This window comes from Weeksella virosa DSM 16922, from assembly GCF_000189415.1.
GTDB classification, from domain to species: Bacteria; Bacteroidota; Bacteroidia; order Flavobacteriales; family Weeksellaceae; genus Weeksella; species Weeksella virosa.
This window is the reverse complement of the sequence record NC_015144.1, coordinates 2187668-2201275: the sequence shown is the minus strand read 5'-3', so window position 1 is coordinate 2201275 and position 13608 is coordinate 2187668. Positions and strand designations below refer to the sequence as shown.

Below are 13608 nucleotides of genomic sequence, written 5' to 3'. Positions count from 1 at the left end.
TTTAGCGTTTAAATAAATACATTAAGCGAAGAGCAATACAAAATTTTTTATCGAAAAACAGCAGGCTTTTTTTAATAAGCTCTGCTGTTTTTTTTGCACACAACTCAAAAATAATAATCACATAAGATAAGTATGCAGCCAATATTTTTTGTAGAAAAAATACGTATATTCAACAAATATTGAAAAATAAAAAAATATGAACTATTCTATTCTCGACTTGGCCTATGTAATGAAAGGAGATACGTTTACACAAACTTTCGAGAAATCAGCATTATCAATCCAACTTGCAGAAGATTTAGGATATACCAGATATTGGGTTTCGGAGCATCATAACATGGCAAACGTTATCAGTTCGGCAACAAGCATTTTGATTGGTTACTTGGCAAGTAAAACTAAAAAAATACGTGTTGGTTCGGGCGGAATAATGTTGCCCAACCATACCACCTTATCCGTTGCAGAACAGTTTGGTACCCTCGATGCAATGTATCCCAATAGAATAGATTTAGGTTTAGGGCGAGCTCCAGGAACAGATGCGCTAACAGCACAACGATTGAGAAGAGGCATTTTAGACTATAATTATCCTTTTGAACAGCATATAGAAGAACTAGAGCTTTATTTTTCTATAGAAAATGCTCAATCAAAAGTGAGAGCTTTACCAGGAGAAGGAGCAAATGTACCTTTGTATATGCTAGGTTCTAGTACCGATTCTGCCTATCTATCGGCAAAACTAGGTTTACCCTATGCATTTGCAGGTCATTTTGCGCCAGCTCAGTTCTTCGCAGCCCATAAAATTTATCATGAGAATTTTCAACCATCAGAACGACTAGCAAAACCATACATGCTTTTGTGCGCAAATTTTATTCTAGCCGATACAGTAGAAGAAGCACATTATTTGTCCAAAACCATGTATCAATCATTTGCAAATATTGTAACCGATCATCGTAAACCGATTGTTTCACCCGAGGAAACTTCATTAGAAAATCTAAGCAAAGAACAACTTGCAGTAGTACAAAACATGACAGCTTTCAGTTTTGTCGGAGATATAGGAACAGTTAAGTCTGATTTAGAGCAATTCCTTCGCCCAAATCCGGTCGATGAAATTATTGTATCAACCAATATTTATAACCTTCAGAAAAAATTACATTCTTATCAATTAACCGCAGAAGTTTTTAATACAAAATAGGTTACTTACTTTGAATGATAAACTCTATATTTGTGAGAATTTATTAAAAAAGAACATGCACTCAATCGAAGAACTTCATCAAATAATCGATCAAGCTATCGAAAAAAATTTAGATATTAAATCGCCAAGGGAACTTTATGAGCCGATTGAATATATTTTAGGAATCGGAGGAAAAAGAATTCGTCCGTTGATTGTACTGATGGGCAATCAAATGTTCAACGGTCTAATAGAAGATGCCGTGAAACCTGCCATAGCGATGGAATATTTTCATAATTTTACCCTGATGCACGATGATATTATGGATTCTGCTCCGCTGCGTCGTGGGAAAGAAGCGGTGCATATTAAATACGGTATAAATTCAGCAATTTTATCAGGAGATACCATGCTGATTCGGGCATACGAGTTATTAGAAGACTTACCAAATGATGTGTTTAAGGAAGCCATCCGACTATTCAATAAAACTGCAATCGAATTATGCGAAGGACAACAGTACGATGTAAATTATGAAACCCAAAAAGAGATTTCTTTCGAAGATTATTATAAAATGATCAAAGGAAAAACAGCTGTTTTGGTGGGGGCTTGTCTCAAATTAGGAGCACTTATTGCTGGTGCCCCCAAAGAAGAAGCTGATCGGCTGTACGAAATAGGGCTTAATTTGGGTATTGCTTATCAACTAAAAGACGATTATCTTGATGTCTTTGGTACATCGGTGAAGATTGGTAAAAAACATGCCGGTGATATTTATGAAAATAAGAAAACTATACTTTTTGTGACTGCACTCCAAAATGCTGATGCAAAAGAGCGAGACGAGTTATTGTATTGGTACAACATAAAAGCAGAAAACATAGACAAAGTGTATGCGGTAGAAAAATTATATCGAAAACTAAAAGTTAATAAACAAATAGCACAACTGATAAAAGATTATACAAAAAAAGCGAAGCAATTAATAGACGAAGTAGCAGTCGCCGAAGAAAAAAAATATTATTTACGAGAGTTGAGTGAAATGTTAATCGATCGCCAAGAGTAAACTATGCAATTTCGGACAGAAATTACCCCCAAAAAACCACCTTTTTTTATCCATCATAAACATAAAATTGTATCGATAGGATCATGCTTTGCACAAGAAATAGGAGCTAGAATGTCGAATGCAAAATTCAATATTCAGACCAATCCTTTTGGGATTTTGTTTCATCCATTGGCTATAGAAAACGCATTGGGCAGAATCCATTCTCGTATACATTACATAACCAACGAAATATTCGAGTATAATAATTTATTTTTTTCATGGGATCATCATTCGAGTTTTAGTAACCCATCGAAAGTAGAATGCATCAATCAAATTAATCAATCTATAGAATTTTACAACGACTTCTGTAGAAACGCAGATTATTTTATTGTAACTCTTGGGACTGCATGGGTATATAAGATAAAAAGTATGGATTTGATAGTAGCAAACTGTCATAAATTACCCCAACGAGAATTCGAAAAAAAAATACTATCAACCCAAGAAATTTATCAATCATTGCAGACGATAATGCAATTGATCCTAGACATGGCACCGATTGCAAAAATTATTTTCACAGTAAGCCCAGTTCGTCATATCAAGGATGGATTGATGGAAAACCATGTTAGTAAAGGTCGATTGATTAACGCAGTTTACGAAATAGAAAAACAATACAATGAGTTGTTTTATTTTCCAGCATATGAGCTAATGATGGACGATTTACGAGATTATCGATTTTATAAAAATGACTACCTTCATCCGAATGAATTAGCAATCGATTACATTTGGGATAAGTTTACACAAACTTGGATGCAGCCACACACACATGATCTACTAAACGATATAAAAAAAGTAAATCAAGCCTTAGGACATCGAGCTTTTAATGAACAATCCATACAACATCAATCTTTTTTATACAATACTATAAAAGAAATGAAAAGATTGAATGAAAAACTCACCGAAAACAACTATAAAAAAGAAATAGAATTACTAGAACAAAAACTTAGAAAATGCTAATCGATACCCATACGCATCTTTATTCTGAGCAATTTGATGAAGACCGAGACGAAATGATTCAGCGAGCCTTAGCGGTTGGTGTAGAGCAGTTTTATATGCCAGCAATAGATTCATCGTATACAGAAGCAATGCTTCAATTGGAAAGACAATATCCAGAAAACATACACGCTATGATAGGGTTGCACCCAACCTCTGTAAGTGCTGAAAATGTGGAAGAAGAGCTGACTCATGTAAAGCATTGGTTAATCAAAAGAACATTTAAAGCAGTTGGTGAAATTGGCATAGATTTGTATTGGGAAAAAGAAAATTTAGTAATACAGCAAAAAGCTTTTAAAGAACAAATTCAGTTAGCCAAACAATATCACTTACCGATTGTGATCCATTGTCGAGAAGCTTTCGAAGAAGTTTTTGATGTTTTGGAAGATGAAAAAGAGGATACACTTTTTGGAGTCTTTCATTGTTTTACTGGAACAATAGAAGATGCAAAACGCGCACTGGATTATAACATGCATTTGGGTATAGGAGGTGTGGTAACATTCAAGAATGGAAAAATTGATCAGTTTCTCCATGAAATTCCTCTAGAAAAAATAGTATTAGAAACAGATAGTCCATATTTAGCCCCGACACCCTATAGAGGCAAGCGAAATGAGAGTAGTTACCTCACTCGAGTGGTAGAAAAATTAGTTGATATTTATAGAAAAACTCCTGCCGAAATTGCCGAACAAACAACTGCGAACGCTCTATCAATTTTCGAACGAAGCTAAAATTCAGCATAGAATATTCATCAAATCCATTATATTTGCAAAGAAATCCTTTTAAAAATGAAATACAAAAGAATACTCCTCAAGTTAAGTGGAGAAGCCTTAATGGGTGATTTACAATATGGTATAGATCCTGCAATTTTACAACAATATGCAGAACAGATAAAAGAAGTCGTAGATTTAGGTTGTGAAGTTGCCATAGTCATCGGAGGAGGAAATATTTTTAGAGGAGTACAAGGTGTCGCCTCGGGGATGGATCGCGTGCAAGGTGATTATATGGGGATGCTTGCAACTGTAATCAACAGTATGGCTTTGCAGGGTGCTTTGGAAGATATCGACCTGAAAACACGTCTACAAACCGCAATTCGTATGGAGCAAATTGCAGAACCTTTTATCAAAAGAAGAGCAACAAGACATCTAGAAAAAGGACGTGTCGTTATTTTTGGTGCAGGAACCGGAAATCCATATTTTACTACCGATACAGCAGCAGTATTGCGCGCCATTGAAATTAACGCAGATGTAATTCTGAAGGGAACTCGGGTAGACGGCATCTATACTGCAGACCCTGAAAAGGATAAAAATGCAGAAAAATTCGATACGATTACGTATGAAGAAGTATACAATAAAGGTTTGAAAATCATGGATATGACAGCCTTTACTTTAAGTGATGAAAACAATTTACCGATTATCGTATTTGATATGAATACGAATGGTAATCTGAAGAATTTAGTTTTAGGAGAAAAAGTAGGAACATTGGTAACAAATAATTAAATCCCGAAATGGAAGAATTAGATTTAATCATTGCACAAGCAAAAGAACAAATGCAAAAAACCATGGAGCACTTGGATAATGCATTCGGAAAATTAAGAGCCGGTAAAGCATCACCAGCCATGTTGAGTACTGTAAAAATCGATTATTATGGTAGTGTTACACCATTAAGTCAGGTAGCGAATATCAATACACCCGATGCGATGACCATTAGCGTACAACCTTGGGAACGTAACTTAATAGGTGAAATAGAAAAAGCAATCATCAACTCTAACCTTGGATTTGCACCATCCAACAATGGAGATATGATTATTATTAACATTCCACCATTGACAGAAGAACGTCGTAAAGAATTATCTAAATTAGCTAAGGCAGAAGCAGAACATGCAAAAGTTAGCATTCGTAATGCACGAAAAGATGCCAACAACAATCTAAAAAATATAAAAGATATTTCTGAAGATGTTGTAAAAGGATATGAAAATGACATACAAGATTTAACAGATAACTACATCAAGAATATCGATGTAGCTTTTGCTAAAAAAGAGTCAGAAATCATGAAAGTATAATACAATCAAGCATTTATTATACACAAATTGATAAAAAATATCAATGAAAAGCAGCATAATGCTGCTTTTTTTATTTACTTTGCAAAAATTGCAAAAATGGGTAAATATATACTTTGTTTATCTTTCTTTCTCGCTTCCTTTGTACAAGCACAACAACTTATTCGCGTTTATGATGCAACGGATGAATTTCGTGTTTCTAAAGCAAAAATTCTAAACACCGATAATCAATTAATTGGATTGACCGATGAAAAAGGAGAACTATTACTTGCTAAATTCTATGCAAAAATTATAGTTTATCAAGATGGATACGATACACAACTTATACATCTTTCACCAACCCAAAACCCAATCGATGTTTACCTAGAACCTTCGTATATAGAGCTAGAGCAAGTGAGTGTTGGGCAAGAAAATCAGAATAAATTGGGCAAAAACTTTATGCAACAAGTTGTAAATCGGATCAAAGAAAATGATCTGAATACGGCAGATTCTTATTTTTTCAGGAGTTATACCAAATATTGGAGCTCTGTAAACAAAGATTCTATTCCATTTATCCTACAACCCAAAAGTGAACGAGATGTTATTAGCAATCATTGGCGAACTATTTTAGAAAAGAGTCATTTATTTCTAGGTGAACGAGCAATGGATCATAAATACGCCAAAAAATTTGGACGCAAGAACATTGTCCAATCTTCTAAAATTGCAGGAATCAATTCGCCAATTCATGAGTATTTAGCCATACAACCGGTTGCATTACAATTCAATAGGCCAACAATTAATTTCTTTTTTCGTGATATCATCAATCCAATTTCCACAGAAGGTTTAGCGTATTACCGCTTTATTATCAAAGAAAAAATCATCTACAATAACCGTCCAACTACTATAATATCTTTTACTCCGTCCAAGCGAACAAGCGAACAACAATTCAAGGGAATATTATATATCGACGACGAAACTCTGGGTTTAACAAAATTCAAAGCAGAGAACTTTTTTAGTGATGAAATTGCCGAAATTGATGCCGATTGGAAGCTCGTTAACGGATTGTGGTTCCCGTATAAACAAAAGTTTCTCTTAGATGCAGGGAATTTTGGATACAATGCAAATGCTAATAAAGAAAATGAAGAAGAAAAAGAACAAGCAGAAAAAATATGGATACATATAGAAATAGCCATATCCAACTTACAATCACCACATTCTTATAAAAGAAAAGAGTTTGCAGGCTACGAAAATGAAATTGCCTTTCAGAATATGAAACCAGGTAGATGGGAAGATGTGATGCAAAATTATCGAAACCAAAACCTTACGACAATCGAACAAAACACCTATCCAATTATCGATAGTCTAAGCGGTGATATATACGCTAAAAAACAAAAAATAATGCGTTTTCTAGCAACGGGCGGAAGAATAAGTTTTGGAAAAATCGATGCCGACGTCACGAAATTCTTGTCGTTCAACAATTACGAAGGAACTCGCTTGGGAGCAGCACTAAGCACGAACGAAAAAGCAAGTCAGAACTATTCCCTCAACGCATATGCCGCGTACGGCACGAAAGATAACGCCTGGAAATGGGGAAGTGGTCTGGATGTTTTTGTCAATAAGCCATATTCGGGTAGAATACAACTCAATTATGCACAAGACATAAGTCCGTCTGGCAAAACGAGTAACTTGCTACAAAACGGCTACAATCGTTTTATGAACCATACTTTGGGTAATTTATACAACGATCAGTTTTATCATTACCACCGTTATACGTTGGGGTATGAACAAGATATCTTCAATAATTTCACGTTCAATGCCTCTACAAGTTACGAAAAACAAAGTGCGAATTTTGATTATTTATACCAAAATATAAATAAATCCTACCATACTTTATACAGCAAATTGGCTTTGCGCTGGGCACCAAAAGACCAATATATCCGTACACCATACGGGAAAGTTACGGTAGAAAGAGGCCATACAATTTTCTATTTTACACTACAAAAATATTGGGATTTATTCGATGCTGATTTTTCTCCGGTACGAATGAATTTTTCGTATTATGATATTTTGGAGAGTTATTTTGGTGATACTCATCTCAATATCAATGCTGGAATGTTGATTGGCAATGCACCGATTATGAATCATTTCGAATCGTCTGGTAATGCAAAACTCGGAGGATTCCCTAAAAATTTTCAGCTTGCAGGATTGAATAACTTTGAAACGATCCGTGCCGGAGAGTTTTATTCTTCTCAATTCTTATCTTTTCAAGTGAAACATACATTTGGTGGTTTTGATTGGTTCGGTCGAGCTGTCTTTCCATTGTTTATATACCGCGGAGCATTGGGCGAAATGAAAAATGCAAACCTACACACTGTTTTTGAATATAAGCAATTAAACCATTATTACCAAGAAGCAGGTGTAGAGTTTAATCATTTAATTTTTAATACGTTCGGTCTTGGGACTTATTATCGATTTGGCGCATATCAATACCCGAAATTCAAAGATAATTTCTTCTTAAAGTTAACGTTTCGACTCAATTTATATTGATTTTTTAAGAATCGAAATCATAGAATTCAACCTATCGGACACTACCAGAAAACTTGTAGAAAATTTTAGAGCTCAGCAAAAATTATGCCTCCTATTTTCTAAAGGTAAATAAAAGTATTAAATTTGTGAAACTATAGAATTTTAGAAATGCAATCATACAGTATAAAAACCTTGTTGGAGAAAGGCAAAGAAGTAGCCTTGCAAGAAGTAAGTATTCATGGATGGGTGAGATCTTTTCGTAGTAATCGATTTATCGCACTCAATGATGGATCTTGTTTAAAAACAATTCAAGTCGTTGTAGATTTTGATAAGTTTGATGAAGAACTTATTCAACAAATTACTACAGCAGCATCCTTACAAGTTGTAGGAGAAGTAGTAGAAAGCCAGGGTAAAGGGCAAGAAATAGAGATCGTAGCCAAAGATATCAAAGTGCTAGGCGTTGCAGCTTCTGAAGAGGTTCAGGGGACAATTCTACAGCCCAAAGCACACTCATTAGAAAAGTTGCGCGAACAAGCACATCTGCGTTTTCGTACCAATCTGTTTGGTGCTGTAATGCGAGTGAGAAATGCGTTGATGTTTGCAATTCATCAATACTTCAATGAGCTCGATTTTGTCTATATTAACACACCTATAATCACAGGCTCTGATGCAGAAGGAGCAGGAGAGATGTTTCATGTGACAAATTTCGATTTAGATAATTTACCACGTACCGAAGACGGCAAAGTAGACTATAGCCAAGATTTCTTTGGGAAAGCGACAAACCTTACAGTTTCTGGACAATTAGAAGGGGAAGCTGCCGCTATGGGGTTGGGTAAAATCTATACATTCGGACCGACTTTCCGTGCAGAAAATTCGAATACTTCACGTCATTTAGCTGAGTTTTGGATGATCGAACCCGAGATGGCTTTTTATAATTTGGATCAAAATATGGATTTGGCAGAAGATTTCCTGAAATATGTTATCCAATATGCCAAAGATAAATGTCCGGATGATTTAGCTTTCTTGGCCGAACGTTATGCCAAAGAACAAAGTCAGAAACCAGCCGATGAGCGATCAGAGTTAGGTTTGATGGATCGTTTAGATTATGTTCTGAATAATCGTTTTATTCGCTTATCTTACACCGAAGCTATTGATATTCTGAAAAATTCTAAACCAAACAAAAAAGGGAAATTCAAATACCCAGTAGATGGATGGGGTGTAGATTTACAATCTGAACATGAGCGATATTTGGTAGAAAAGCATTTCAAGACACCAGTAATATTGTTCGATTACCCACAAGAAATTAAAGCCTTCTATATGCGCCTAAACGAAGACGGAAAAACAGTTCGTGCAATGGATGTTCTCTTCCCTGGAATTGGTGAAATTATAGGCGGATCACAAAGAGAAGAACGTTTAGATGTGTTGGACGAAAGAATAAAACAGTTTGGTATCGATCAAGAAGAAATATGGTGGTATAGAGACACACGCCGCTTTGGTACCGTACCACATTCGGGTTTTGGATTAGGACTAGAACGCTTGGTTCTTTTTGTGACCGGAATGGGAAATATACGCGATGTTATTCCGTTCCCTAGAACCCCGAACAATGCAGAATTTTAGTATAAGAAGTTAATCGAGTAGAAGAAAAATCATATGTTAAAGCAGGAATTAAATCTAAAATTACAACAAAAGTTATCACCACAACAAATTCAATTAATGAAGTTGGTGCAATTACCTACTGTTGCCTTTGAACAAAGAGTGAAAGAGGAGTTAGAAGAGAATCCTGCTTTGGACGAAGATTCACCTAATTACGAAGATGAATTCGAGATGTCGAATGATAACGACTGGGATTCGCAAGATGAATACCGAGAAGAAAATGTTATCGATACAAGCGACATCAATATCGATGAGTATTTGAGTGATGATGATATCCCGAATTATAAAACCTATACCAATAATTATAGCGATGACGATGACGAAAAATCTGTTCCTTATGCACAAGGAGTTTCGTTTATCGAGTATCTAGAAAAACAATTGTATACTAATCGTTTGACAGAAGAAGAATATGAAATCGCAGAATTTATTATCGGAAATATTGATGAAGATGGCTACATTCGCCGCGATCTAAAAGCTCTGGTCGATGATTTAGCATTTTCGCAGAATATCTATACCGAATTAGAAGTAGTAGAAAATTTACTTGTAAAATATATTCAACGAATGGATCCTGTTGGTGTAGGAGCAAGAGATTTGCAAGAATGCTTGTTGATACAACTCGAGAATAAAACCCAAAACGAGTCTATCGAATTGGCCGAAAAATTAATTACTGAATCGTTTGATGCATTTACGAAAAAACATTATACAAAATTAATGACCAAGTATGGTGTGAACGAAGATGAATTGAGAGACGCAATTAGCGAAATCGAACGATTGAATCCAAAGCCAGGAAAATCATTCTCGAGTAGTAGTAAAATTATCGAACAAATTACACCCGATTTTACGATTACAATAGAGAATAGTGAGCTAAATCTTTCTCTTAACGGTAGGAATGTACCAGAATTGCGTATCTCCTCTGCTTATGCAGAAATGCTCGAAACATATAAAAAAACAGAGAATAAATCCAATGAGCAAAAAGAGGCAGTATTGTTTGTTAAACAAAAATTAGACTCGGCCAAATGGTTTATTGATGCAGTACAGCAAAGACGAAACACGCTCATGATTACCATGCAGGCAATCATGAAGTTTCAGAAAGAATATTTTCTTACAGGAGACGAAACCAAAATCAAACCAATGATTCTGAAAGATATATCTGATCTTATCGGTATGGATATCTCAACAGTTTCTCGAGTAGCTAACAGTAAATATGTACAAACACCCTACGGCACTTTTTTAATCAAAGATTTATTCTCAGAGAGTTTAACAAATGACGAAGGTGAAGAAGTCTCGACCAGAGAAATCAAACGCATATTACAAGATGTCATTAACGAAGAAAATAAACGTACACCGTTGACAGATGAAAAACTAACGGAAATACTAAAAGAAAAAGGCTACCCAATTGCGCGCAGAACTATTGCAAAATACCGTGAACAATTGAGTATTCCGGTAGCGAGATTACGTAAAGAAATCTAAAATATTTTTACATAAAAAAACCAGCGGTAGCTGGTTTTTTTATTCAATCTGGATAGGTGTTGTTCGAATTCTATTTCAAAATCTAGGTTGCTTTTTTCTGTAGTATCTTGTAAGCTTGCCGAGTAGGTAGATGATTTTTTATCGACGGAGATTGTTGTAACTTCCAAATTAAAAGAGCGAATTTCACCATTTATAGCATCAAATCATCCAAACAGATATTTTGAATGATTAGTGGTAAATTCTGAAATTTGTTTTAGCCTATCATTTTTTCTGCAAGAATTATTTCTAAGAATTGATAAAGTCAAAATACATTCGATACTCGTTTCGTCGGAATTTTTCATAAAAATCTCTTTATTGATTGAACAAGTAAACAAACTAAATAGGAAGACAAATAAACCAAGAATAGAGTTTTTTCTCTATAAGGAAATTGGATTTTAATAAAAGTAGAGATACACTTTTTTGCTTTGTACGATGAGAACAAGTATCTTTGATAATGTTAAAAAATATAAAAGGATAAAATGAGAAAGACATTGATGAAAACGTCGTTGCTTTTGAGTTTTTTGGCTCTCGGTAACACTCTTTTTGCACAAGGCGGAGGAATGTGGATACCGACAGAACTGAACGAAAAAGAAATGAAAGAAATGGGACTAAAAATTTCTGCAACCGATATTTTTAGTAACGGGAAAAAGAGCATAAACAATGCCATTGCCCATTTTGGCGGTGGATGTACATCAGAAGTAATATCCCCAAATGGATTGTTGCTAACCAATCATCACTGTGGATATGGTCAAATCCAAAGTCATTCGTCATTAGAGAACGATTATTTGAAAGATGGATTTTGGGCCAAAGATATGAAAGCAGAATTACCAAATAAAGGACTCACAGCTACTTTTATTGTAGATATTATCGATGTTACAGATAAAATTTTACAAGGAGTAACTGATAATATGCCAGAGGAGCAACGGATGGAGTTGGTGAAACAAAACATACAAACACTTTCTGCACAAACCGAAACAAAATCGTACCAAGAAAATTATGTTCGACCATTTTACAAAGGGAATAAATACTACCAATTTATCACCGAAACCTTCCGCGATGTACGTCTAGTAGGAGCTCCACCTTCGGCAATAGGTAAATACGGTAGTGATACCGATAACTGGGTTTGGCCAAGACACACAGGAGATTTTGCATTGTTTAGAATTTACGCTGATAAAAACAATCAACCTGCAGATTACTCACCAAACAATGTACCTTACAAACCAAAACATTTTTTACCGGTAAATATTGGTGGGATAAAAGAAGGTGATTTTACATTTGTTTACGGATTTCCAGGAACAACGGATGAATATCTACCAGCTTCATCATTGCTTCAAATCCAAGATGTGATAAATCCTGCTAGGATAGGAGCAAGAACGATTGCACTGCAGCATATAGATAAAAAAATGCGTGAAGATGATGCAACGCGTATCAAATATGCCTCTAAGCAAGCGAGAATTTCTAATGCACACAAAAAATGGATAGGAGAAAAATTAGGATTAGAAAGGAGTAAAGCTGTAGAATTGCGTTTGACTAAAGAAAATGATTTTGCAAAAAGAATAGCCAAAAATAAACAACAAAAGAAAACATACGGGAATATCATTCAACAATTGAATGCGTTGAACAAAGAAAATGAAAAGTTTGCGGTTGCAACCACCTTGTTTGGCGAAATTTTCTCTACAAACTCAGAAACTTTTCGTATGACTTTGGCATTGAATAATTTAGCCAATTCATATAAAAAAGAAAGTTATCAGAATATTAAATCTCGTGTAATCAACCAATTAAATGGGATGTATAAAGATTATGATGCAGCCTTGGATCAGACTATTTCTGCAGAATTAATCGAATATTACAATACCACAATGCCCAAAGACTTATTGCCAAATAAAGTTGCTTCGGCAGAAGAGATACAAACTGTTTTGGATAATACGTTGATTAACGGAACAGCAACAATTAATGGCAAAACTCTGCTAACTTCCTTAGAAGAATTATCGAAGAATGACGATGAATTTATTAAAGCAATACAGCAAGATCCTTTGGTATTATTGGTTAAGCGTTATTTGGATACTTATCAAGAAAAAGTTAGTACACAATATTTAGCGAACCAAAACAAAATGAATCAGCTGATGCGTACCTATATGAAAGCACAATTGGAAGTGTTTTCTGATCAAAAACTATTCCCAGATGCCAATTCTACTTTGCGCGTAACCTATGGTAAAGTTGATGGATATCAGCCGCGTGATGCAGTTTATTATGAGCCAGTTACATATTTAGATGGTGTGGTAGAAAAACATATTCCGGGAGATTATGAGTTCGATTTGCCACAACCATTGATTGATTTGTATAACAAAAAAGATTTTGGGAAATACGCAGATAAAAATGGAAAATTACCCGTTAATTTTATTGCAACCAATCACACAACGGGCGGTAATTCTGGAAGCCCGGCAATTGATGGAAATGGAAATTTGGTAGGATTGAATTTTGACCGTGTTTGGGAAGGAACAATGTCTGATTTGAATTATGATCCAGAAATTTGTAGAAACATTATGGTTGATGCACGATATATTTTATGGGTTATCGAAAAATATGGAAAAGCTGACCACTTAATAAAAGAAATGAAAATCGTAACTAAATAATTTTTAATTCAGT

At 35.0% G+C, this 13608-nt stretch carries 10 protein-coding genes; all 10 read left to right on the top strand.

The features are described 5' to 3' along the window. Window positions 1-196: 196 nt before the first annotated feature. The 10 genes from WEEVI_RS10510 to WEEVI_RS10465 all read left to right on the top strand — a co-directional run bounded on the left by WEEVI_RS10510 (window position 197) and on the right by WEEVI_RS10465 (window position 13595). Window positions 197-1183, top strand: coding sequence for an LLM class flavin-dependent oxidoreductase (locus WEEVI_RS10510; RefSeq protein WP_013599109.1), 987 nt, complete (start codon window positions 197-199; stop codon window positions 1181-1183). Between the two features lie 55 nt (window positions 1184-1238). Next, the gene (locus tag WEEVI_RS10505) at window positions 1239-2210 is read left to right on the top strand and encodes a polyprenyl synthetase family protein (RefSeq protein ID WP_013599108.1); all 972 of its coding nucleotides are present in this window, start codon (window positions 1239-1241) and stop codon (window positions 2208-2210) included. Between the two features lie 3 nt (window positions 2211-2213). Continuing rightward, window positions 2214-3203 (top strand): GSCFA domain-containing protein, encoded by a 990-nt coding sequence (locus WEEVI_RS10500; RefSeq protein ID WP_013599107.1) that lies wholly within the window; start codon window positions 2214-2216, stop codon window positions 3201-3203. Continuing rightward, window positions 3197-3967 carry a TatD family hydrolase gene (locus tag WEEVI_RS10495; RefSeq protein WP_013599106.1) on the top strand — a complete coding sequence of 257 codons (771 nt, stop codon included), beginning with the start codon at window positions 3197-3199 and terminating at the stop codon, window positions 3965-3967. The genes WEEVI_RS10500 and WEEVI_RS10495 overlap by 7 nt, the downstream gene beginning before the upstream one ends. Before the next feature lie 57 nt (window positions 3968-4024). After that, window positions 4025-4735 carry a UMP kinase gene (gene pyrH, locus WEEVI_RS10490; RefSeq protein WP_013599105.1) on the top strand — a complete coding sequence of 237 codons (711 nt, stop codon included), beginning with the start codon at window positions 4025-4027 and terminating at the stop codon, window positions 4733-4735. An 8-nt stretch (window positions 4736-4743) separates the two neighbouring features. Further along, window positions 4744-5298 (top strand): ribosome recycling factor, encoded by a 555-nt coding sequence (frr, locus tag WEEVI_RS10485; protein ID WP_013599104.1) that lies wholly within the window; start codon window positions 4744-4746, stop codon window positions 5296-5298. A 96-nt stretch (window positions 5299-5394) separates the two neighbouring features. Beyond that, window positions 5395-7821: a DUF5686 family protein gene (locus tag WEEVI_RS10480; protein WP_013599103.1), complete on the top strand. Its 2427-nt coding sequence runs from the start codon at window positions 5395-5397 to the stop codon at window positions 7819-7821. Window positions 7822-7968: 147 nt separating this feature from the next. Beyond that, entirely contained in the window at window positions 7969-9417 is a 1449-nt protein-coding gene (gene asnS / locus WEEVI_RS10475) for an asparagine--tRNA ligase (protein WP_013599102.1), read from the top strand. Between the two features lie 33 nt (window positions 9418-9450). Then, window positions 9451-10923 (top strand): RNA polymerase factor sigma-54, encoded by a 1473-nt coding sequence (gene rpoN, locus WEEVI_RS10470; protein ID WP_013599101.1) that lies wholly within the window; start codon window positions 9451-9453, stop codon window positions 10921-10923. 518 nt (window positions 10924-11441) lie between these two features. Next, entirely contained in the window at window positions 11442-13595 is a 2154-nt protein-coding gene (locus WEEVI_RS10465; protein ID WP_013599100.1) for a S46 family peptidase, read from the top strand. The last annotated feature ends 13 nt before the right edge of the window (window positions 13596-13608 follow it).

Coding starts and splice junctions, on each gene's coding strand:
- WEEVI_RS10505 (WP_013599108.1), top strand. CDS start 1,239: ATGCACTCAATCGAAGAACTTCATCAAATAATCGATCAAGCTATCGAA.
- WEEVI_RS10495 (WP_013599106.1), top strand. CDS start 3,197: ATGCTAATCGATACCCATACGCATCTTTATTCTGAGCAATTTGATGAA.
- WEEVI_RS10510 (WP_013599109.1), top strand. CDS start 197: ATGAACTATTCTATTCTCGACTTGGCCTATGTAATGAAAGGAGATACG.
- asnS (WP_013599102.1), top strand. CDS start 7,969: ATGCAATCATACAGTATAAAAACCTTGTTGGAGAAAGGCAAAGAAGTA.
- pyrH (WP_013599105.1), top strand. CDS start 4,025: ATGAAATACAAAAGAATACTCCTCAAGTTAAGTGGAGAAGCCTTAATG.
- WEEVI_RS10465 (WP_013599100.1), top strand. CDS start 11,442: ATGAGAAAGACATTGATGAAAACGTCGTTGCTTTTGAGTTTTTTGGCT.
- WEEVI_RS10480 (WP_013599103.1), top strand. CDS start 5,395: ATGGGTAAATATATACTTTGTTTATCTTTCTTTCTCGCTTCCTTTGTA.
- WEEVI_RS10500 (WP_013599107.1), top strand. CDS start 2,214: ATGCAATTTCGGACAGAAATTACCCCCAAAAAACCACCTTTTTTTATC.
- frr (WP_013599104.1), top strand. CDS start 4,744: ATGGAAGAATTAGATTTAATCATTGCACAAGCAAAAGAACAAATGCAA.
- rpoN (WP_013599101.1), top strand. CDS start 9,451: ATGTTAAAGCAGGAATTAAATCTAAAATTACAACAAAAGTTATCACCA.